This is a genomic window from Variovorax xiamenensis, assembly GCF_050916385.1.
In the GTDB taxonomy this organism is placed as follows: domain Bacteria; phylum Pseudomonadota; class Gammaproteobacteria; order Burkholderiales; family Burkholderiaceae_C; genus Variovorax.
On sequence record NZ_CP139038.1, the window covers coordinates 683633 to 704055 of the forward strand.

The 20423-nt window shown below is 67.8% G+C and carries 16 protein-coding genes; 10 read left to right on the forward strand and 6 right to left on the reverse strand.

The features are described from left to right. Positions 1–61: 61 nt before the first annotated feature. The 3 genes from SFB74_RS02970 to SFB74_RS02980 are packed head-to-tail and all read left to right on the forward strand — an operon-like array spanning position 62 to position 2653. Positions 62–1537, forward strand: a complete 1476-nt coding sequence (locus SFB74_RS02970; protein WP_432729173.1) for an NAD(P)-binding domain-containing protein — start codon at positions 62–64, stop codon at positions 1535–1537. Between the two features lie 13 nt (positions 1538–1550). Further along, positions 1551–2054 carry a CMD domain-containing protein gene (locus SFB74_RS02975; RefSeq protein ID WP_432729174.1) on the forward strand — a complete coding sequence of 168 codons (504 nt, stop codon included), beginning with the start codon at positions 1551–1553 and terminating at the stop codon, positions 2052–2054. Next, on the forward strand, positions 2051–2653 hold the full coding sequence (locus SFB74_RS02980) for a peroxidase-related enzyme (protein ID WP_432729176.1): 603 nt from the start codon (positions 2051–2053) through the stop codon (positions 2651–2653). The genes SFB74_RS02975 and SFB74_RS02980 overlap by 4 nt, the downstream gene beginning before the upstream one ends. Here the strand turns inward: SFB74_RS02980 and SFB74_RS02985 are convergent. Beyond that, positions 2645–3727 (reverse strand): NAD/NADP octopine/nopaline dehydrogenase family protein, encoded by a 1083-nt coding sequence (locus SFB74_RS02985; RefSeq protein WP_432729177.1) that lies wholly within the window; start codon positions 3725–3727, stop codon positions 2645–2647. The genes SFB74_RS02980 and SFB74_RS02985 overlap by 9 nt on opposite strands. Continuing rightward, a complete protein-coding gene (locus tag SFB74_RS02990) occupies positions 3720–4694 on the reverse strand; it encodes a Bug family tripartite tricarboxylate transporter substrate binding protein (protein WP_432729178.1) in 975 nt (324 codons plus the stop codon). The genes SFB74_RS02985 and SFB74_RS02990 overlap by 8 nt, the downstream gene beginning before the upstream one ends. A gap of 160 nt (positions 4695–4854) precedes the next feature. On the opposite strand from SFB74_RS02990, the gene leuS reads away from it, so the two are divergent. The 7 genes from leuS to gshB all read left to right on the forward strand — a co-directional run bounded on the left by leuS (position 4855) and on the right by gshB (position 15088). After that, entirely contained in the window at positions 4855–7485 is a 2631-nt protein-coding gene (gene leuS, locus SFB74_RS02995; RefSeq protein ID WP_432729179.1) for a leucine--tRNA ligase, read from the forward strand. A gap of 40 nt (positions 7486–7525) precedes the next feature. After that, positions 7526–8047 (forward strand): LPS assembly lipoprotein LptE, encoded by a 522-nt coding sequence (gene lptE / locus SFB74_RS03000; RefSeq protein ID WP_432729180.1) that lies wholly within the window; start codon positions 7526–7528, stop codon positions 8045–8047. A gap of 22 nt (positions 8048–8069) precedes the next feature. Then, positions 8070–9143 carry a DNA polymerase III subunit delta gene (holA, locus tag SFB74_RS03005; protein WP_432729181.1) on the forward strand — a complete coding sequence of 358 codons (1074 nt, stop codon included), beginning with the start codon at positions 8070–8072 and terminating at the stop codon, positions 9141–9143. An 81-nt stretch (positions 9144–9224) separates the two neighbouring features. Next, complete coding sequence (locus tag SFB74_RS03010) at positions 9225–10526, forward strand: glutamate-5-semialdehyde dehydrogenase (RefSeq protein WP_432729182.1); 1302 nt, start codon at positions 9225–9227, stop codon at positions 10524–10526. Positions 10527–10628: 102 nt separating this feature from the next. Beyond that, positions 10629–11954, forward strand: coding sequence for a glutamate--cysteine ligase (gshA, locus tag SFB74_RS03015; RefSeq protein WP_093203815.1), 1326 nt, complete (start codon positions 10629–10631; stop codon positions 11952–11954). A 171-nt stretch (positions 11955–12125) separates the two neighbouring features. Beyond that, positions 12126–13994: a potassium transporter Kup gene (locus SFB74_RS03020; RefSeq protein ID WP_126022227.1), complete on the forward strand. Its 1869-nt coding sequence runs from the start codon at positions 12126–12128 to the stop codon at positions 13992–13994. Between the two features lie 134 nt (positions 13995–14128). Next, positions 14129–15088: a glutathione synthase gene (gene gshB / locus SFB74_RS03025; RefSeq protein ID WP_432729183.1), complete on the forward strand. Its 960-nt coding sequence runs from the start codon at positions 14129–14131 to the stop codon at positions 15086–15088. An 18-nt stretch (positions 15089–15106) separates the two neighbouring features. Here the strand turns inward: gshB and SFB74_RS03030 are convergent, their stop codons facing one another. From SFB74_RS03030 to SFB74_RS03045, 4 genes are all read right to left on the reverse strand, one after another. Continuing rightward, the gene (locus tag SFB74_RS03030; RefSeq protein WP_432729184.1) at positions 15107–17326 is read right to left on the reverse strand and encodes a TonB-dependent receptor; all 2220 of its coding nucleotides are present in this window, start codon (positions 17324–17326) and stop codon (positions 15107–15109) included. A gap of 113 nt (positions 17327–17439) precedes the next feature. Further along, on the reverse strand, positions 17440–18207 hold the full coding sequence (locus tag SFB74_RS03035) for a class II glutamine amidotransferase (protein WP_432729185.1): 768 nt from the start codon (positions 18205–18207) through the stop codon (positions 17440–17442). A 45-nt stretch (positions 18208–18252) separates the two neighbouring features. Continuing rightward, positions 18253–19371, reverse strand: coding sequence for a class II histone deacetylase (locus tag SFB74_RS03040; protein ID WP_432729186.1), 1119 nt, complete (start codon positions 19369–19371; stop codon positions 18253–18255). Beyond that, entirely contained in the window at positions 19368–20423 is a 1056-nt protein-coding gene (locus tag SFB74_RS03045) for a branched-chain amino acid ABC transporter permease (RefSeq protein ID WP_432729187.1), read from the reverse strand. The genes SFB74_RS03040 and SFB74_RS03045 overlap by 4 nt, the downstream gene beginning before the upstream one ends.

The window sequence follows — 20423 nt, forward strand, 5'->3', positions numbered from 1 at the left end:
CGCAGCGTGGCGTGGGGGTTCGTGAAGCTTTCTACACTGAGCGCCGTTCCCGGTTTTCAAAATGACGATTCCTGATCCCGTTCCCCCTTCTTCCGCCTCCTCCCTGGCCGCGCTCGAGGCCCGGCTCGCCCAGGACCTCTCCTACCTCGGCTGGCCCGCCCGCAACTGGATGCCGCCGCGGCAGGCCGCCGGCGGCGAAGCCATGATCGACGTGGCCATCGTCGGTGGCGGGCAGGCCGGGCTGGCCGCCTCGGTGGCGCTGGCGCAGCTGGGCATCCGCGCCGTGATCTTCGACCGCTCGCCCGCCGGCAGCGAAGGCCCCTGGGCCACCACCGCCCGCATGGAGACGCTGCGCTCGCCGAAGGAGCTCACCGGTCCCGCGCTGGGGCTGCCCGCGCTCACCTTCCGCGCATGGTTCGAGGCCCAGTTCGGGCTGGAGGCCTGGACGGCGATGGACAAGATCCCGCGCCTGCAGTGGATGGACTACCTCGTCTGGTACCGCCGCGTGATGGGCGTGGACGTGCGCAACGGCATGACGGTGACCGCGATCCAGCCCCTGCCCGACGCGACGGGCGTCCGCCTCGAACTGCGCACGCCCGAGGGCGAGCTCAGCAGCGTGCTGGCCCGCCGCCTGGTGCTGGCCACCGGACGCGACGGTCTCGGCGGCCCGGCCGTTCCCGCCTTCGTGAACGCCCTGCCGCGCTCGAAGTGGGCGCATTCCTCCGACGAGATGGACTACGGCCGGCTCAAGGGCCTGCGCGTGGGCGTGATCGGCGCCGGCTCTTCGGCCATGGACAGCGCTGCCACCGCGCTGGAAGCCGGCGCCCAGAGCGTCGAACTGCTGATCCGCCGTACCGACCTGCCGCGCGTCAACAAGGGCAAGGGCGCCGGCGTGCCGGGACTCACGCAGGGGCACTACGACCTGCCGGACGAACTCAAGTGGCGCATCCGGCACTACATCAACGTGCTGAACGTGCCGCCGCCGCACGGCAGCACGCTGCGGGTGTCGCGCCATCCCAATGCCTTCTTCAACTTCGGCTGCCCGGTGCTGGCCATCGAGCCGAAGGGCGACGCGATGGTGGTGTCGACGCCCAAGGGCGATTTCGAATTCGACTTCCTGATCGTCTCGACCGGCTTCAAGGTCGACTGGCCCAATCGCCCCGAGTTCGACGGCATCGCCGCCCACGTGCGCACCTGGAAGGATCGCTTCCAGCCCGCCCCCGGAGACGAAGACCAGGAGCTGGACGACTCGCCCGACCTCGGCCCGGCCTTCGAATTCAAGGAGCGAGCGCCCGGCGAATGCCCGGGGCTCGGGCGCATCCACTGCTTCTGCTATCCGGCGGCGCTGTCGCACGGCACGGTGTCGGGCGACATTCCGGCCATCAGCGATGGCGCGAAACGACTGGCCAGCGGCATCGCCAGCCTGTTCTACCGCGAGGATTTCGACCATCACTGGGCCAACCTCGAGGAGTTCGCCGAGCCTGAGCTCTTCGGCGACGAATGGACGCCTGCCCTGCCGCCCAAGGAAAGAAATTGAGAAAAACCGAACCATGACAAGCACTACCGATGTGATCGATGCCGTCGTCCCCCTGACGCCGGACCAGCCCAGTTGGGCGCTGCGCCGCCAGCGCGAAAAGGTGCTCGCCGCGACGCAGGGCAGCTACGACGCGATGTTCTCGCCCACCGTCGAGGGCATCTCGATGACCGAGCGGCTTCTGGTGGCGCTGCATGCCTGCCGCGTCTCGAAGGCCGACAGCCTTGCCGTGCACTACCGCGACCGGCTGGCGGCCGAAGGCGCCGACGCCGCCGTGGTCGCGGCTGTCGATGCCGGCAAACCCGTGGCCGACACGCGCCTGCAGGCCGTGCTGGCCTTCACCGGCAAGCTGATCGAGCGCCCCATCGAAGGCGACAGGGCTGCCGTGCAGTCGCTGGCCGAAAGCGGCCTGTCGACGCCGGCCATCGTTGCGACGAGCCAGCTGATCGCCTTCCTGTCGTACCAGATCCGCGTCGCCGCGGGCCTGAAGGCGATGGCCGCGCTGGAGGTGTCGGCATGAGCGCCCCGATCCGCATCAAGGGCTTCACCAACGAAGTGCTCAAGTGGAAGCCGTGGCTCGACGTGGTGAACGTCGACACCGCCACGCCCGAGCAACTGGCGGCGCTGGACGAGATGAGCCCGCAGGCACGCACCTCGCCGTATTTCCTGGTGCTGGCGCACCAGCCCGAGATATTGCTGCAGCGCTCCATTGCCTTCAACGCGATCATGTTCGCGCCGGGCGGCATGCCGCGCGCCGAGCGCGAGCTGGGCGCCACGGTGGAGTCGCGCGTCAACGGCTGTGTGTACTGCGCCTCGGTGCACGCGCAGCGCTTCGAGCAGCTGGCCAAGCGCAACGACGTGATCTCGCAGGTGTTCGAGGAGCCGGCGGGCGCGGGCACCACGGCGCGCGAGAAGGCGATCGTCGAGTTCTCGATCAGGCTCGGCGCGGAGCCCGACAAGGTTTCGGCCGACGACATCCGCAAGCTGAAGGATGTCGGGCTGGGCGAGCTGGAGATCCTCGACCTGATCCACTCGGTGGCCATCTTCGCCTGGGCCAACCGGCTGATGCTCAACCTCGGGGAGCCGGTGTTCCCCGAGGAAGCCGACGGCTCAGCCTAGGCGCGCGAGCAGGCCTGCGACTGTCTCGTTCGCCAGGCCCAGAGGATCGATCAGGTCGTTTCCGCGGCGGTAGTCGACGCCGTTGACCAGCGAGGCCGCGTCCACGATGGTGCGGGTCGCTGGCGTGGGAACCCCGGCGATGGCGCCCAGCGCCTCGACGAAGGCCAGGCCGTAGGGCATGTCCTCGCTCACGTAGCGGGTGTCGGTCTGAGTGGGGCCCGGCGGGCCGCCGCGCTTGGCGTGCAGCTCGGCGGCGATGTCGGCGAGCTTCTCCGACTCGGTGCCGAAGGAGCGGGCGAAATGCGCCTCGATGGGGCCGAGCTCGATGCCGAAGGCGGCCGCCACGGCGCGGCGCTCGGTATCGAGCGCCTCGATTGCGCGCGCCACGCCGGGCGTCATGCAGTGGTACTGCGGCCAGTTCTCGGCGCGCTCGATGCGCGTCCAGTTGAAGACCGCGAGCGGCCCGTGCGACTGCGGATTGACGTTGGCCAGGGCGCTGGCGAGCGCGCTGCCCTGCGGGGAAAAGCCCTCGCCGAAAAGCTCCGTGCACAGCGCGACGGCTTCATCCACCCGGGTGCCGGGCAGGGCGGAGACGCCGACCGCCTTGCGCCGCGTCATCACCCTGACCTGCGTGCCCGATTCGCGGCGCGCGGTCAGCACGGTGGTGCCGAAGCTGGCGACAGTGATCCGCCGGCCGGCGCGCACTGCGGCTTCGTGCAGATAGAGCGACGACAGCGAGGCCATCGAGCTGACGATCACTGTCTGGCCGTCGCGCAGGAAGGGCAGCAGGGAGTCCATCACCTGCCTGTGGCCGTTGACGGGCAGGGCGAGCAGGAGCACGTCGGAGGCGGCGCAGAGCCCGGCCGCGTCGTCGGCTACATCGACGCTCACCGAGAACGACTGGATGCCGCCGGCTTCCAGCGGCTGCGTGCGCAGCGCGTCGGCGCCTCGTCCACCGGGCGACCAGACGGTGACGCCGTGGCCGGCCTGCCGCAGCCAGGCCGCGCTGCCCAGCGCGATCGCCCCGGCGCCCGCGATGCCGACGCGGTATTTGTGGCCCGCGGGCTCAGTCAACCTTGATTCCGCCTTGCTTGATGACCTTGGCCCAGCGCTGGCTGTCCTCGGTCACGACCTTGCCCAGAGCCGCCGCGCCGCCGCAGGTATTGACCGCGCCAAGCTGGGCGAAGCGCTGCTTCGTCTCCGGCAGGTTGCAGACCTCGACCAGCGCCGCCGAGAGCTTCTCGATGCTCGCCGACGGCATGCGCGCCGGCGCCATCACACCGACCCAGACCGGCACTTCCATGCCCGGCAGGCCCGTGGCCTCGCCGATGGTCGGGGCCGAGCCCATGCTGGGCAATGCCGCGCGCGAGAAGGTGCCGAGCACGCGGGCCTTGCCGCTGGCGACCATGGGCTCGATCGAGGCCACGCTGGTCACGATGGTCGCCACCTGCCCGCCCAGCAGGTCGGTGAGGGCCGGCGCGGCGCCGCGGTAGGGCACATGCAGCAGGTTCACGCCGCTGGCCTGGGCCAGCAGCGCACCGGTCAGGTGCGAGACGGTGCCGTTGCCGGTCGAGGCGTAGGTGACCTGGCCCGGCTTGGCCTTGGCGTCGCGCAGCACGTCGGCCACCGTCTTGTAGGGGCTTTCGGCGCGCACCGACAGCGTCATGGGGGTGTCGGCGACCAGGGCGACCGGCACCAGTTCGTGCACCGGGTCGTAGGGCAGCTTGGCCTGCAGGTGGGGCGCGATGGTGACCGCGCCGCCGGTGGCCAGCAGCACCGTGGCCCCGTCGGTCGCCTTGGCCACCGCGTCGGCGGCCACGATGCCGCCGGCGCCGGCCTTGTTGTCGATGATGACCGGCTGGCCGAGCTTGTCGGTCAGCTTGGCGCCCAGGTAGCGGGCGATGACGTCCTGGGCGCCGCCGGTGGCGAAGGGCACCACGATGCGCAGGGGCTTGTCGTTCTGCTGGGCCCAAAGAGGCGTGGCGGCGAGGCCGGCGGCGACCGCGAGGGCCAGGGCGAGGTGTTTCAGGCGCAATTTCATGGTGCTTCAGGCGGTGCGGAAAGCCTGCCGGGCGGCAGGCGTTACCCGCGCAACACGCAGGTTACGTGCCCCGAGTCTAGAGTCTGCGGGCCGGGCCTTCGCCCGGGCGCGATAATCCCGCGTTCCCGGCCGCTCCGAGCCGGGCTCTTGCCGAACCGCCATGAATCCCAGCTACAAACCCAGCGACGTCGAGTCCGCTGCCCAGGCGCAATGGAGCGCCGCCGATGCCTACCGCGTCACCGAGGACGCGAGCCGCAAGAAGTACTACGCCTGCTCGATGCTGCCGTACCCCAGCGGCAAGCTGCACATGGGCCACGTGCGCAACTACACGATCAACGACATGCTCACGCGCTACCTGCGCATGAGCGGCTACAACGTGCTGATGCCCATGGGCTGGGACGCCTTCGGCCTGCCGGCCGAGAACGCGGCGCTGAAGAACGGCGTGCCGCCGGCCAAGTGGACCTACGAGAACATCGCCTACATGAAGGGCCAGCTCCAGGCCATGGGCCTGGCCATCGACTGGAGCCGCGAGATCGCCACCTGCGACCCCAGCTACTACAAGTGGAACCAGTGGCTGTTCCTGAAGATGCTCGAGAAGGGCATTGCCTACCGCAAGACCCAGGTCGTGAACTGGGACCCGGTCGACCAGACCGTGCTGGCCAACGAGCAGGTGATCGACGGCAAGGGCTGGCGCACCGGCGCTACGGTCGAGCGCCGCGAGATCCCGGGCTACTACCTGAAGATCAGCGACTACGCCGAGGAACTGCTGGAGCACACCCAGCACAAGCTGCCGGGCTGGCCCGAGCGCGTCAAGCTGATGCAGGAAAACTGGATCGGCAAGAGCGAGGGCGTGCGCTTCGCCTTCACGCACGACATCAAGGGCGCCGACGGCAAGCTCATCCAGGACGGCCGCATGTACGTGTTCACCACGCGTGCCGACACCATCATGGGCGTGACCTTCTGCGCCGTGGCACCAGAGCATCCGCTGGCCGCGCACGCCGCCACGCTCGACCCCAAGGTCGCGGCCTTCATCGAGGAGTGCAAGAGCGGCGGCACCACCGAGGCCGAGCTCGCCACGCAGGAGAAGAAGGGCGTGCCCACCGGCCTGACGGTGACGCACCCGATCACCGAGGAGCAGGTGCCGGTGTGGGTCGGCAACTACGTGCTGATCGGCTACGGCGACGGCGCCGTGATGGGCGTGCCCGCGCACGACGAGCGCGACTTCGCCTTCGCCAACAAGTACGGCATCGAGATCATCCAGGTGGTGCTGGTCGACGACGAGCCGCACTTCGACTATCACAAGTGGCAGGACTGGTACGGCGACAAGCAGCGCGGCGTGACCATCAATTCCGACAACTTCAGCGGCATGACCTACAAGGAGGCCGTGGCCGCCGTGGCGCATGCGCTGGGCCAGAAGGGCCTGGGCGAGCTGCAGACCACCTGGCGCCTGCGCGACTGGGGCGTGAGCCGCCAGCGCTACTGGGGCACGCCGATTCCGATCATCCATTGCGAGGAGCACGGCGCGGTGCCGGTGCCCGAGAAGGACCTGCCCGTGGTGCTGCCCACCGACTGCGTGCCGGACGGCTCGGGCAACCCGCTGCACAAGCACGAAGGCTTCCATGCCGGCGTGGTCTGCCCCGTGTGCGGCAAGCCCGCGCGGCGCGAGACCGACACGATGGACACCTTCGTCGACTCGTCGTGGTACTTCATGCGCTATTGCGACCCGAAGAACGACGAGGCGATGGTGGCCGGCGGCGCCGACTACTGGATGCCGATGGACCAGTACATCGGCGGCATCGAGCACGCCATTCTTCACCTGCTGTACGCGCGCTTCTGGACCAAGGTGATGCGCGACCTCGGCCTGGTGAAGGCCGACGAGCCGTTCAGCAAGCTGCTGACGCAGGGCATGGTGCTCAACCACATCTTCTATTCGCGCAACGAGAAGGGCGGCAAGGACTACTTCCCGCCCTCCGAAGTCACGCCGGTGCTCGACGCCCAGGGACGCATCGTCGGCGGCACCGCCGCCGACGGCACGAAGGTCGAATACGGCGGCGTCGGCAAGATGGGCAAGAGCGAACGCAACGGCGTCGACCCACAGGACCTGATCGAGAAATACGGCGCCGACACCGCGCGCCTGTACACCATGTTCACCGCGCCGCCCGAGGCCACGCTCGAGTGGAACGATGCGGCCGTCGAGGGCAGCTACCGCTTCCTGCGCCGGGTGTGGAACTTCGGCGTGTCGCAGGCCGACGTGGCCCCGGTGGCCCTCGCCGGCCAGTCCTTCGGCAAGAACGCCCAGGCGCTGCGCCGCGAGGTGCACACCGTGCTGCGCCAGGTCGACTACGACTACCAGCGCATGCAATACAACACGGTGGTGTCGGGCGCGATGAAGCTGCTCAACGCGCTGGAAGGGTTCAAGCCCGACGGCAGCGCGGGCGACGCGGCGGCGGTGCGCGAAGGCTTCGGCATCCTGCTGCGCTGCCTCTACCCGGCCACGCCGCACATCGCGCAGCAGCTGTGGAATCAACTCGGCTACGACAAGGACATGGGCGGCCTGCTCGACGCGCCCTGGCCCACGGTCGACGTGGGCGCGCTGGTGCAGGACGAGATCGAACTCATGCTGCAGGTCAACGGCAAGCTGCGCGGCAAGCTCAGCGTGCCGGCCGGCGCGTCGAAGGACGAGATCGAGAAGCTCGCGCTGGCCTGCGACGACTTCGTGGCCTTCGCCGAGGGCGCGTCCGCCAAGCGGGTGATCGTGGTGCCGGGCCGCCTGGTCAACGTGGTCATCTGAACCGAACCGCCGAACGAACGACTCAATCAACCAAGCAAGCATGAACACTCGCAATGTCTCGCTGCCGCGCCGCGGCTTCCTTCTCGGGCTGACGGCGGCCAGCGCCTCGCTGGGCCTGGCCGGCTGCGGCTTCGAGCTGCGCAAGGCGCCCGTCTTCGCGTTCAAGTCGCTGTCGGTGTCGGGCAACTCGGCCATGATCAACCAGATCCGGCGCGAGTTGCGGGCGGCGGGCACTGTGACGGTGATGTCGGCCGAGGATGCGTCCAAGGCCGATGTCGTGCTCGAGATCCTGAGCGAGGACCGCAACCGCATCGTGATCTCGACCAACTCGGCCGGACTGGTCCGCGAGTTGCAGCTTCAGCTGCGTGTGCGTTTCAAGCTGCGCACGCCAGGCGGCAAGGATCTGCTGCCGCCCACCGACGTCTCGCAGACGCGCGACCTGAGCTTCAACGAGACCAACGCGCTGGCCAAGGAAGGCGAAGCCGACCTGCTGTTCCGCGATATGCAGTCGGACATCGCGCAGCAGCTGATGCGCCGGCTGGCGGCGCTCAAGGAAATCTGAGGCCGGCTCCTTCTTCTCTTCCATGCAACTTGCCAGCGCCCAGCTCGGGGCCCATCTGCAGAAGGGCCTGAAGCCGCTCTACACGATCCACGGCGACGAGCCGCTGCTCGCGCAGGAGGCGGCCGACGCCATCCGCGCCGCCGCGCGCGCGCAGGGCTACACCGAGCGCAGCTCGTACACCGTGGCCGGCGCGCATTTCGACTGGAGCGCGGTGCTCGCGGCCGGCGGCTCGCTTTCTCTCTTCGCCGACAAGCAGATCGTCGAGATCCGCATTCCCTCGGGCAAGCCCGGCAAGGACGGCAGCGCGGCCCTGCAGCAGCTGGCCGAGTCGGCGCCCGGCAACGACAGCACGCTCACGCTGGTGATGCTGCCCAGGCTGGACAAGGCCACGCGCACCGGCGCCTGGTTCTCGGCGCTGGAGAACAACGGCGCGAGCATCCAGGTCGACCCCATCGATCGCAGCGTGCTGCCGCAATGGATCGCACAGCGTCTGGGCCAGCAGGGCCAGCGCGTGATGCCCGGCGACGAGGGCCAGCGCACGCTGCAGTTCTTCGCCGACCGCGTGGAGGGCAACCTGCTCGCTGCGCACCAGGAGATCCAGAAGCTCGCGCTGCTGCATCCGGCCGGCGAGCTGAGCTGGGAGCAGGTGGAGGGCGCGGTCAACAACGTGGCGCGCTACGACGTGTTCAAGCTCTCCGAGGCCGTGCTTGCGGGAAATCCGCAGCGGGTGGCGCGCATGCTCGACGGCCTGCAGGCCGAGGGCGAGGCCGAGGTGCTGGTGCATTACGCCATTGCCGAAGACATCCGCGCCCTCAAGCGCGTGAAGGACGCCATGGCTTCCGGACGCCCGCTGCCGATGGCGCTGCGCGAGAACCGCATCTGGGGCCCGCGCGAGCGTGCCTTCGAGCGCGTGCTGCCACGCCTGGACGACCGCATGCTGACCCGGCTGCTGCGCGCCGCGCACGTGGTGGATGGCATCGTGAAGGGGTTGAAGCAGCCCGACTGGCCCGCCAGCGGCTGGCAGGCCCTGCAGCGGCTGGCGCTGATGCTGTGCCGGGCTTGCAGCAGCGCAGGCGGCGCCCCGCGGCGCGCCTGAGCCCATCGGTCCGGCTGGCGGCTCCAGCCGCCAAAAGGCCTGCGCCAGCCGGGCCGCGGGCCGGCGTGGGAAAATAGCCCGATGAACGCGTTCAACGTAAGCGAACACATGCAGACCCTGGGTCTGCAAGCCAAGACCGCCGCATTCCTCATGGCCCGCGCCGATGCGGCCAGCAAGAACAAGGCACTGAAAGCGCTGGCCCGCCGCCTGCGCGAAGCCGGCCCGGCACTGGCCGTTGCCAACCAGAAGGACCTGGAGCGCGCCACCGCCGCCGGCCTGCCGGCCCCGATGGTCGATCGCCTGAAGCTCACGCCCAAGGTCATCGAGACCGTTGCCCAAGGCTGCGAGCAGCTCGCCGGCATGGCCGACGTCATCGGCGAGATCATCGGCATGAAGCAGCAGCCCAGCGGCATCCGCGTGGGGCAGATGCGCGTGCCGATCGGTGTCTTCGGCATGATCTACGAGAGCCGGCCCAACGTGACCATCGAGGCCGCGAGCCTGGCCATCAAGAGCGGCAACGCGGCCATCCTGCGCGGGGGCTCGGAAGCCATCGAGTCGAACAAGGCGCTGGCGTTGCTGGTGTCCGAGGCGCTCGGCGAGGCCGGCCTGCCGGTCGAGGCGGTGCAGCTGGTGCAGACCACCGACCGCGAGGCCGTCGGCCAGCTGATCGCCATGCCCGAATTCGTCGACGTGATCATTCCGCGCGGCGGCAAGGGCCTGATCGAGCGCATCAGCCGCGATGCCAAGGTGCCGGTCATCAAGCACCTGGACGGCAACTGCCATGTCTACGTGGACGACACGGCCGAGTTCGAGATGGCGCTGCGCATCGTCGACAACGCCAAGACCCAGAAGTACAGCCCCTGCAACGCCGCCGAAGGCCTGCTGGTGTCGGCCGCGGTGGCCGAGGATTTCCTGCCCGAAATTGCCGCCATCTTCGCCGCCAAGGGCGTGGAAATGCGCTGCGACCCGGCGGCCGCGGCCATCCTGCGCGAGAGCGAGGCGCTGGGCGCCGCCAACCCGGCGGCGAAGATCACCGACGCGGTCGAGTCCGACTGGTACGAGGAATACCTCGCCGCGGTCATCAGCATCAAGGTGGTGGCCGGCGTGGACGAGGCCATCGCCCACATCAACCGCTATTCGAGCCACCACACCGACGCCATCGTCACGCGCGACCACGTGCATGCACAGCGCTTCCTGCGCGAGGTGGATTCGGCCAGCGTGATGGTCAATGCGAGCACACGCTTCGCGGACGGTTTCGAATTCGGGCTGGGTGCCGAAATCGGCATCAGCACCGACAAGTTCCATGCGCGCGGCCCGGTGGGCATCGAAGGACTGACCTCGCTCAAGTACGTGGTGCTGGGGCAGGGCGAAGTCCGGACCTGATCCGGTCCGATGCGCCCGCGCGTGGTCTTGTCATTGGGGCGACCAGCCCCAAATCCTACAATTCCACTCCACCTTTAAGCACAAAACCAACAAGGCCGCTGCATGGTTCCGCATCTAGTCACCGCCCTGACCGGCCCGATCAACGAACTGGAGCAGCGGGTGCTCGACTCGATGCCCGCCATCGAGCGCTGGTTCCGGCTCGAATGGATGGAGCACACGCCGCCCTTCTACAGCGCCGTGGACATCCGCAACGCCGGCTTCAAGCTGGCTCCGGTCGACACCAACCTGTTTCCGGGCGGTTGGAACAACCTCACCAAGGAAATGCTGCCGCTGGCAGTGCAGGCCGCTCAGGCCGCCATCGAGAAGATCTGTCCGGAGGCGCGCAACCTGCTCGTCATTCCGGAAAATCACTCCAAAAATACCTTTTATCTCGCCAACGTCGCGCAACTCGTGCGCATCTTCCACATGGCGGGGCTCAATGTGCGCATCGGGTCGATCGATCCGGCCATCAAGTCGCCCAAGAAGATCGAACTGCCGAACGGCGAGACCGTGACGCTCGAGCCGGTGGTGCGCAGCAAGCGTCGTCTGGGGCTGAAGAACTTCGATCCCTGCACAATTCTGCTCAACAACGAGCTTTCTGCAGGAACGCCCGGCATCCTCGAGGATCTGCACGAGCAGTACCTGCTGCCGCCGCTGCACGCGGGCTGGTCGGTGCGGCGAAAGAGCAACCACCTGCACAGCTATGAAGAGCTGTCCAAGCGCTTCGGCAAGCTGCTGGGCATCGACCCGTGGCTCATCAATCCGATCTACGCCCGCGCCGAAGGCGTCGACGTGGCCGAGGGGCGCGGCATCGACGTGCTCACGAGCCATGTGGATGCGGTGCTGACCAAGGTGCGCCGCAAGTACAAGGAATACGGCATCAACGAGAAGCCCTTCGTGGTCGTCAAGGGCGGCCACAGCGGAAGCGGCAGTCCGGGCGTGGTGACGGTTCGTGACGCCAAGGACGTCGAGGCGCTGATCGGCAAGCCGCGTACCGGCGCCGCCAGCATTGCCCCTGCCGCCAGGACGGGCGCCGGCCGCGACCTGCGCGAGCCCACGGAGCTGATCGTGCAGGAAGGCGTGCTCACCAACGAGCGCGTGCACAACGGCGTGGCCGAGCCGGTGGTCTACATGATGGACCGCTACGTGGTCGGCGGCTTCTACCGCGTGCATTCCGAGCGCGCCGCCGACGAGAACCTGAAGCTGCCGGGCGCCAGCTTCGTGCCGCTTGCTTTCTCTGAAAGTGCGCACTTGCCACAGCCGGGAGCCAAGCCTGGCGCCAGTGCACCCAACCGCTTCTACATGTATGGGGTGGTCGGCCGACTGGCCATGGTGGCCGCCAGCTACGAGATGGAAGCGACCGATCCGGACGCCGAAATCTACGAATGATTGCCGGGGGCGGCTTGCCTAGGCGGCGGGCAACGGCAAAATAGCGGCCCCACAGCAACGGAAACAAAAGGGCGGGAGGGCGAAGAAGGTGGACTAAAGTTCACCTTTCGCACCCCGGCGTGCCTGACTGACGCGTCGATTCCAGCAGCCTGTCCTTTTCCCATCGACCTCGTGTCAGCCCCCAAAAATCTCTCAGCCGGCCTGATCGTCGGCGCCATCGGCGTCGTCTATGGCGACATCGGCACCAGCGTGCTGTACGCCGTCAAGGAAGTGTTCGGCCACGGCCACGTGCCTTTCACCGTCGAGAACGTCTACGGCATCCTCTCGATGTTCTTCTGGACGCTCACCGTCATCGTGTCCATCAAGTACGTCGTGCTCGTGCTGCGCGCCGACAACGAAGGCGAAGGCGGCCTGGTCGCCATGCTGGCGCTGGCATCCCGCGCGGTGGCCGACAAGCCCAGGCTGCGCCACCTGCTGCTGGTGGTCGGCATCTTCGGCACATCGCTCTTCTACGGCGACGGGGTCATCACCCCGGCCATCTCGGTGCTCTCGGCGGTCGAGGGCCTGGAGGTGGTGTCGCCGCACTTCACGCACTACGTCATTCCGCTCACGCTGGTCGTGCTGTTCTGCCTGTTCGTGGTGCAGAAGCGTGGCACCGCGGGCATCGGCAAGTTCTTCGGGCCGGTCACGCTGACGTGGTTCATCGCCATCGCGGTGCTCGGCGTGTCGCAGATCCTGCACCACCCCGAGATCCTGAAGGCGCTGAATCCGTTCTACGCGCTGAAGTTCATGTGGGACAACCCGGGCACCAGCTTCATCCTGCTGGGCGCCACCGTGCTGTGCGTGACCGGCGCCGAGGCGCTGTACGCCGACCTCGGCCACTTCGGCAAGAGCCCGATCCGCATCGCCTGGTTCTCGGTAGTGATGCCGGCGCTGACGCTCAACTACTTCGGCCAGGGCGCGCTGCTGCTGGAGAACCCCGAGGCGGTGAAGAACCCGTTCTTCATGATGGCGCCCGAGTGGGCGCTCATTCCGCTGGTGCTGCTGGCTACCGCCGCTACCGTGATCGCGTCGCAGGCCCTCATCACCGGCGCCTTCAGCGTCACGCGCCAGGTCATCCAGCTGGGCTACCTGCCGCGCCTGAACATCGAGCACACCAGCGTGCGCACGGCGGGCCAGATCTACATTCCGCTGGTCAACTGGGGCCTTTTCGTGGCCATCGTGCTGGCGGTGGTCATGTTCCGCTCGTCGAGCAGCCTGGCCGCGGCCTACGGCATCGCCGTGACCACCGACATGCTGATCACCACGGTGCTGACCTTCTTCGTGATCCGCTATGCGTGGAAGCTGCCACTGGCGCTCTGCATCGCCTCGACCGCGGTCTTCTTCGTGGTCGACTTCCTGTTCTTCGCGTCGAACCTGCTCAAGCTCTTCGAGGGTGGCTGGTTCCCGCTGCTGATCGGCGGCTTCGTCTTCACGCTGATGATCACGTGGAAGGAAGGCCGTCGCCTGATGGGCGAGGCGCAGCACGCCGATGCCATCGACCTGAAATCCTTCCTCGACTCCGTGTTCGTGAGCCCGCCCGCGCGCGTCGACGGCACGGCCGTATTCCTCACGGCCGAGCCGGGCGTGGTGCCGAATGCGCTGCTGCACAACCTCAAGCACAACAAGGTGCTGCACGAGCAGAACATGTTCGTCACCGTGCGCAATCACGAGGTGCCGTGGATCCCGATGGACAAGCGCATCGAGATCGAGGCGCTGGGCCACCACTGCTGGCAGATCATCGTGCACTACGGCTTCAAGAACGACATCGACCTGCCGCGCGCGCTCGAGAACGCCCGCATGCGCGGCTGCCAGCTGGAGCAGATGACGACCAGCTACTTCCTGTCGCGCGACGTCGTCATTCCGACGCTGGGCAGCGGAATGGCGCCATGGCGCGAGAAGCTGTTCGCGCAGATGCACCACAACGCGAGCGGGGCGGCGGCCTTCCTGGGGCTGCCCAACAACGCGGTGGTGGAGCTGGGGTCGAAGATCGAGATCTAGCGGAGGGGCGGCGGGGAAGGAAAAGAAAAGGCCCCCGCCGGCAAGGACATCGCCGCTTCCGGCAACATCGCGCCCGTTACCCCGGCAGCGGCAACGACAGCCGCCGCCGGCACAGCAGCAAGAAAGAACGCCTGATGAAAAACCTGCTCTTCGTTGCCGATCCGCTCGATCACTTCAAGATCTACAAGGACACGACCTTCTCGATGATGCGCGAGGCGCAGCGCCGCGGCTACCGCATCGCTGCCTGCCTGCCGCAGGACATCCAGTGGAAATCGGGCGGCATGGTCACGGCCACGGTGCAGCAGATCACGCTGACCGGCGACGCCAGGGACTGGTATCGCATCGACATCACCGAGGCCAAGGCGCTGAAGGATTTCGATGCCGTGCTCATGCGCAAGGACCCGCCCTTCGACGCCGAGTACATCTACGCCACGCACCTGCTGGAGCAGGCCGAGCGGGAAGGCGCGCACGTGGTGAACAAGCCGCGCGCGCTGCGCGACCATCCCGAGAAGCTGGCGATCATGGAGTTTCCGCAGTTCGTCACCCCCACGCTGGTGACGCGCAGCGCGCAGGCCGTGCGCGACTTCCACGCGGAGCACGGCGACATCATCCTGAAGCCGCTCGACGGCATGGGTGGCATGGGCATCTTCCGCGTGAAGCAGGACGCGCTGAACCTCGGCTCCATCGTCGAGACGCTCAACAAGGACGGTGCCGAAACGATCATGGTGCAGCGCTTCGTGCCCGAGATCTCGCAGGGCGACAAGCGCATCCTCATCATCGCCGGCGAGCCGGCGCCTTTCGTGCTGGCTCGCATTCCGCAGGGCACCGAGGTGCGCGGCAACCTGGCCGCGGGCGGCAAGGGCGTGGCGCAGCCGCTCACGCCGCGCAACCGCGAGATCGCCGAGACCGTGGGCCGCGCGCTGGCGCCGCGCGGGCTGCTGCTGATCGGGCTCGACGTGATCGGCGACTCGGTCACCGAGATCAACGTGACCAGCCCGACCTGCTTCCAGGAAATCACCGAGCAGACCGGCTTCGACGTGCCGGCGATGTTCATCGACGCGCTGGAAGCGACCCTGCGCCAGCAGGGCCGCTGACGCTACCTCAGCGTTCGATCAGAAGTCGATCGTGCCGCTCACCGCGAAGGTGCGCGGCGCACCCAGCACCAGGTAGTTGCTGCCCTGCGTGCCGCCCACCGAAGCCCAGTACGACTTGTTGAAGAGGTTGTCGATGCGCGCGCGCAACGTGAGCAGGCGGCCGTTGCCGAGGTCGACCAGGTAGCGCGCGCCCACGTCGACGCGCGTCCACGACGGCACCGACTGCGTGTTGGTGGCGTTGGCGTACTGCTTTGAGGTGTAGAGCACGCGGGCGTTCAGCGACAGGTTGCGCATGCCGGGCACGTCCCATTCGGCGCCGATGTTGGCCTGCTGCTTGGCCACGCCGATGGCGGTCAGGCCGTCGGTGGCGCCGCCTTGCGTGTTCTTCTGCTTGGCGTCGAGCAGCGTCAGGCCGCCGAGCAGGCGCAGGCCCTTGGTGGGCTGGCCGAAGACCGAGAACTCCAGGCCCTGGTTGCGCTGCTTGCCGTAGAGGCCGTAGGTCTGGCCCGAGTAGTAGTAGGTGGGCTGGTCGGTGGTGAAGAACGCCGCGCTGGCACCGAGCGTGCCGCCGTCGTACTTGACGCCGATTTCCTTCTGCTTGGCCTGGTAGGGCGCGAAGATTTCGCCGGCATTGGTCACCGGGCGGTTGTTCACCGTGGTGCCCGCGACATTGCCCTTGACCAGGCCTTCGATGTAGTTGGCGTAGGCCGAGACGGTCGGCGTGATCTTGAACACGACGCCTGCGACCGGCGTGGTCTTGCTCTTGTCGTAGGTGCTCGTTTCCTTGAGCGTGTTGTAGGCGTAGCTGGTCTGCTCGATGGTCTGGCGGCGCGCGCCGAGCGTGACGAGCAGGCGGTCGTCCATGAACGACATGGTGTCGGCGATGGCCACGCTCGAGGTGTCGATCCTGTCGGTCAGGCGCGGGTTGTCCAGCGTGTTGCCCACGAATGCGCCGTTGGCGACCGGGTAGGGCGACGCGTACGGCGTGTAGATGTTGTTGCGCACGCTCTGCGCCGAGATGGCGTAGGCGTTGTCGCGGTCGTTGCTGTACTTGGCCGCCGAGACCACCACCGTGTGCTTCACCGGGCCGGTGGCGAAGTTGCCGCGCACGCCGATCTCGGCGGTGCCGATGCGGTCCTTGCGGGTGTTGCTGAAGCGCGTGTTGCTGGTGTTGCCGAAGGCGTCGGTGAGCGTCGGGTTCGACAGCACGTTGTCCTCGCTGCTGCGGCGCACGCCGCCGGCAGCCCAGGCCGTGATGTTGTCGGTGATGTCGACTTCGCCGCGGAAGGTGGCGAACTTGTCCTTTTCCTTCGAGTAGGTCCAGGGCTGGGCGAAATTGGTGCGGGCGTCGGGCGCGCGCGGGATCGGCAGCGTCGACGAAGGCGTCAGGCTCGGGCGGCCGTCCTTCAGGTCGTAGTCCTGGTAGCCGAAGTCGGCCGACAGGCGCACGTTGCGGTTGTGCCAGTCGAGTCCGATGCCGAAGGCGCTGAGCTGCTGGTTCTCGTTCTTCACGCCCGTGCCGCCCTCGCGGCGCACCGCGTTCACGCGAACGCCCAGGCTGTCGTCGGGGCCGAAGCGGCGTGCCAAGTCGAGGTTGACGTAGCCCTGGCCGCCGGTCTGCACGCCGAAGCCGACGCGGGTGAGTGGCTCGTTGGGCGCGCGCTTGGGCAGCAGGTTGATCGCGCCGCCGATGCCGCTGCCGCCGGGGGCGGCACCGTTGAGGAAGGTGTTGGCGCCGCGGAACACTTCCACGCGCTCGAAGAATTCCGAGGCGATGTACTGGCGCGGCAGCATGCCGTAGAGGCCGTTGTACGACACGTCGTCGGAGTACACGGGGAAGCCGCGCACCACGTAGAGCTCCTGGAAGTTGCCGAAGCCCCGGGCCTGGCGTACCGACGGGTCGTTCAGCAGCACGTCGGCCACGCTCTTGGCCTGCTGGTCCTGGATCAGCTCGTTGGTGTAGTTGGTGCTGGAGAACGGCGTGCTCATCATGTCCTGGTTGCCCAGGATGCCGACCCGCCCGCCGCGCGAGACCTGTCCTCCGGCATAGGGCTTGGTCAGGCCCTCGGCCGATGCGTCGGCGCTGGCCTCGACGGTCACGGTGGACAGCGTGCCGCCGCTCGACACCACCGGGGCCGCCGGCTCCGCTGCGGTGGTCTGGGCCAGGGCTGCGGCGGCATTCAGCGCGAGCAGCGTTGCGACCACGGTCGGCCGGAGATGGAAGAGGGAAGCGGGCATGAACGGTCCAAATATGCAAATGAGAACCGTTATTGTTTACTTGTATGAGCCTGTCCGCCGATACTTTCTTGCAATGTTGCGAAAAAGTGTCAGTCTAAAGACTGACACCGGCTTCAGCGGGCGACGCGCTGCCCGTCCACGAACACCTGCAGCTCGCCCGGAGCGAACTGGGTCCACGTTTCGTTGGTGGTCAGCGGCGCGGTCACGACCACGGCGACGCGGTCGTTGGGCGTGGTGTGCTGCGCGAAGTCGATTTCCAGGTCTTCGTCCGACAACTGCGCCGTCACGAAGGGGTGGCGGCGCTCCACGTACCAGAGATTGGTCGAGGCATGCGCCCACAGCGCCTGCCCGTTGGACAGCATGAAGTTGAAGGTGCCATGGCCCGCGAGCTGCGGCGCCAGTTCGCGCAGCGTGAGCGTCAGCTCCTCGATGCTCGGCACGCCCGCGTGCGACTTGGCCAGCTCCTGCATGATCCAGCAGAAGGCGTGCTCGCTGTCGGTGTTGCCCACCGGATGGAAGTTGCCGTGCAGGCGCGGGCGGAATTCCTTCAGGTCGCCGTTGTGGGCGAACACCCAGTAGCGCCCCCAAAGCTCGCGCACGAACGGATGGCAGTTCTGCAGGTTGACCTCGCCCTGCGTCGCCTTGCGGATGTGCGCGATGACGTTGCGGCTCTGGATCGGGTAGCGCCGGATCAGGTCCGCCACCGGCGATTCGCTCGCCGGCTGGTGGTCGACGAAGTGCCGCAGCCCGCGATCCTCGAAGAACGCGATGCCCCAGCCGTCGGCGTGGTGGTCGGTGCGGCCGCCGCGTTGCGCGAACCCCGTGAAGCTGAAGGTCACGTCGGTCGGCGTGTTGCAGTTCATCCCTAGCAATTGGCACATGACTGCGATTAGACCGCGATTCGCGCGCCCGCCGCGCCGCTGCATTCAGATACCGTGCAGCGCCGCCATCTCGTCGATGAGCCCCCGCTGGAACGCATCGAAGCGCGCCGAAGGCTGCTGCAGGCCGAAGAACTCGCTGAACGGATCTTCCACCTCCGTGCGATGCCCCGACAGCTCCTCCACCACAGCCAGCCCGCAGAAGGGCACGCAGGCTTCCGAATAGCCGCCCTCGTGCACCACCACCACCCGCCCGTCGCAATGGCGGGCCGCCAGCGCGTTGACCTGCCGCATCATCTGGCGGAACGATTCGGGATGCAGCTGCATCCGCGCCAGAGGATCCACGCCGTTGGCGTCCAGCCCGCTCGCCACCACGATCAGCTCGGGCCTGAAGCGGTCGATCACCGGCGCCACCATGCGCTCGAAGGCGTACATGTAGGCGTTGTGGCCGCCGCCGGGCTGCAGCGGAATGTTGACGTTGAAACCCAGCCCCTCGCCCTCGCCTCGGTCTTCCGCGCCGCTGTAGCCGGGCGGAAAGCAGTTCTCCTGGTGCAGCGACAGCGTCAGCACGTCGGGGCGGTCGTAGAAGATTGCCTGCGTGCCGTTGCCGTGGTGCACGTCCCAGTCGATCACCGCCACGCGACCGAGCTTGTGGCGCGCCTTCATGGTCTCGATGGCCACCGCGATGTTGTTGAACAGGCAGAAGCCCATGCTGTGCTCGCGCAGGCAATGGTGGCCAGGCGGGCGCGTCAGCGCGAAGGCGTTGCGGTGGCGGCCCTGCAGCACGCTGTCCATCGCGGCGATGGCCAGGCCGGTGGACAGCTTCGCGATCTCGTAGCTGCCCGGCCCGAAGGGCGCGACCTCGCCCAGGTCGCCGCCGCCGGCGTCGCTGGCGGCCTTGAACTTCTCCAGGTAGCTCGCGGGGTGCACGCGCCGCAGGTCTTCCTCGGTGGCCATCGGCGCGCCCAGCAGGTCGAGCCGGGCGCTCAGGCCGGACACGTCCATCAGCGACTTGATGCGGCGCTTGGAGTCGGGCGACTCCGCCATGCCGCTGCCGGCCATGGGCTGCACCCAGCCGCCCACGGGCAGGAACAGCGCATGCAGGCCGCCCGGCACGTGCCAGAAGGTGCGTTCGTCGTGAAAGAAGGCGGTGGTGGCGGTCTTCATGCGGTGCGTCCTCGCGTGGATTCGGAAGTGAGGGAAGAAGAAAGATCGGAAGCAGAAGAAGGCGAAGTGTGCTCGCGCGACGGCGGATGGCGCTGCACGCTCAGCCCGCGCCAGCCCCAGCGTTCGCGCGCCAGGCCCCACAGGCCGCGCGGCGCCAGCAGCATCACCGTCACCGCGATGCAGCCCATGGCGATCAGGTACCAGCCGCCCGACATCGCGAACCAGGTGTTGAACAGCTCGCGCAGCCCGAAGTAGATGACCGCGCCGATCAGCGGCCCCTCGATGGTGCCGATGCCGCCGATGATGACGATGAACATCGCCGTCACAACCCAGTTGATGTCGAAGGCCGAGTCGGGCGAGACGAACATCGTGCCCATGAAGTGTGCCGCGCCCGCCAGCCCGAAGCCCAGCCCCGAGAGCACGAAGGCGATGAAGCGGTTGCGCCACACGTTCACGCCGATGCTGGTGGCCGCCAGCTCGTTGTCGCGCACCGCCATCAGCCCGAGGCCGAAGGGCGAGCGCATCAGCAGGTAGACCCCGGCCACGGCGGCGAGGCCGATGGCGCCAGAGATCCAGAACGCGTTCTGCTGGAAGCTCTCGGCCTCCACCAGCCGCACCGCCTGCAGCGGCACGCCCGACTCGCCGCCGAAGAGCGGAAACTTCGCCACCAGCAGCCGCACGATCTCGGCCAGCACCCACATGCCGATCGAGAAGTAGGCATCGCGCAGCCGGAACATCAGCGGCGCGACCACTGCAGCCAGCAGCGCAGCGCCCGCGCCGGCCACCGGCACCATCCAGTAGGGCGAGATGCCGAGCCGGTCGGAGGCGATGAACAGGAGATAGGCTCCGATGCCCACGAAGGCCTGGTGGCCCATCGACACCAGCCCCGTGTAGCCGGCCAGCAGGTTCCACATCTGTGCCATGGCCAGCGTGACGAGCACTTCGCTCAACAGGCGCAGCGTGCCGCCGTCGGCCACCGTGGGCGCGAAGGCGATGGCCGCCGCGGCGGTGGCGAAGCAGATCCAGGGAACGGGAGAAGAACGGTCACGCAT

Coding starts and splice junctions, on each gene's coding strand:
- SFB74_RS03030 (WP_432729184.1), bottom strand. CDS start 17,326: ATGCCCGCTTCCCTCTTCCATCTCCGGCCGACCGTGGTCGCAACGCTG.
- gshA (WP_093203815.1), top strand. CDS start 10,629: ATGGTTCCGCATCTAGTCACCGCCCTGACCGGCCCGATCAACGAACTG.
- SFB74_RS02980 (WP_432729176.1), top strand. CDS start 2,051: ATGAGCGCCCCGATCCGCATCAAGGGCTTCACCAACGAAGTGCTCAAG.
- SFB74_RS02975 (WP_432729174.1), top strand. CDS start 1,551: ATGACAAGCACTACCGATGTGATCGATGCCGTCGTCCCCCTGACGCCG.
- SFB74_RS02990 (WP_432729178.1), bottom strand. CDS start 4,694: ATGAAATTGCGCCTGAAACACCTCGCCCTGGCCCTCGCGGTCGCCGCC.
- lptE (WP_432729180.1), top strand. CDS start 7,526: ATGAACACTCGCAATGTCTCGCTGCCGCGCCGCGGCTTCCTTCTCGGG.
- SFB74_RS03010 (WP_432729182.1), top strand. CDS start 9,225: ATGAACGCGTTCAACGTAAGCGAACACATGCAGACCCTGGGTCTGCAA.
- SFB74_RS03045 (WP_432729187.1), bottom strand. CDS start 20,423: ATGCGTGACCGTTCTTCTCCCGTTCCCTGGATCTGCTTCGCCACCGCC.
- SFB74_RS03035 (WP_432729185.1), bottom strand. CDS start 18,207: ATGTGCCAATTGCTAGGGATGAACTGCAACACGCCGACCGACGTGACC.
- gshB (WP_432729183.1), top strand. CDS start 14,129: ATGAAAAACCTGCTCTTCGTTGCCGATCCGCTCGATCACTTCAAGATC.
- SFB74_RS02970 (WP_432729173.1), top strand. CDS start 62: ATGACGATTCCTGATCCCGTTCCCCCTTCTTCCGCCTCCTCCCTGGCC.
- leuS (WP_432729179.1), top strand. CDS start 4,855: ATGAATCCCAGCTACAAACCCAGCGACGTCGAGTCCGCTGCCCAGGCG.
- SFB74_RS03040 (WP_432729186.1), bottom strand. CDS start 19,371: ATGAAGACCGCCACCACCGCCTTCTTTCACGACGAACGCACCTTCTGG.
- holA (WP_432729181.1), top strand. CDS start 8,070: ATGCAACTTGCCAGCGCCCAGCTCGGGGCCCATCTGCAGAAGGGCCTG.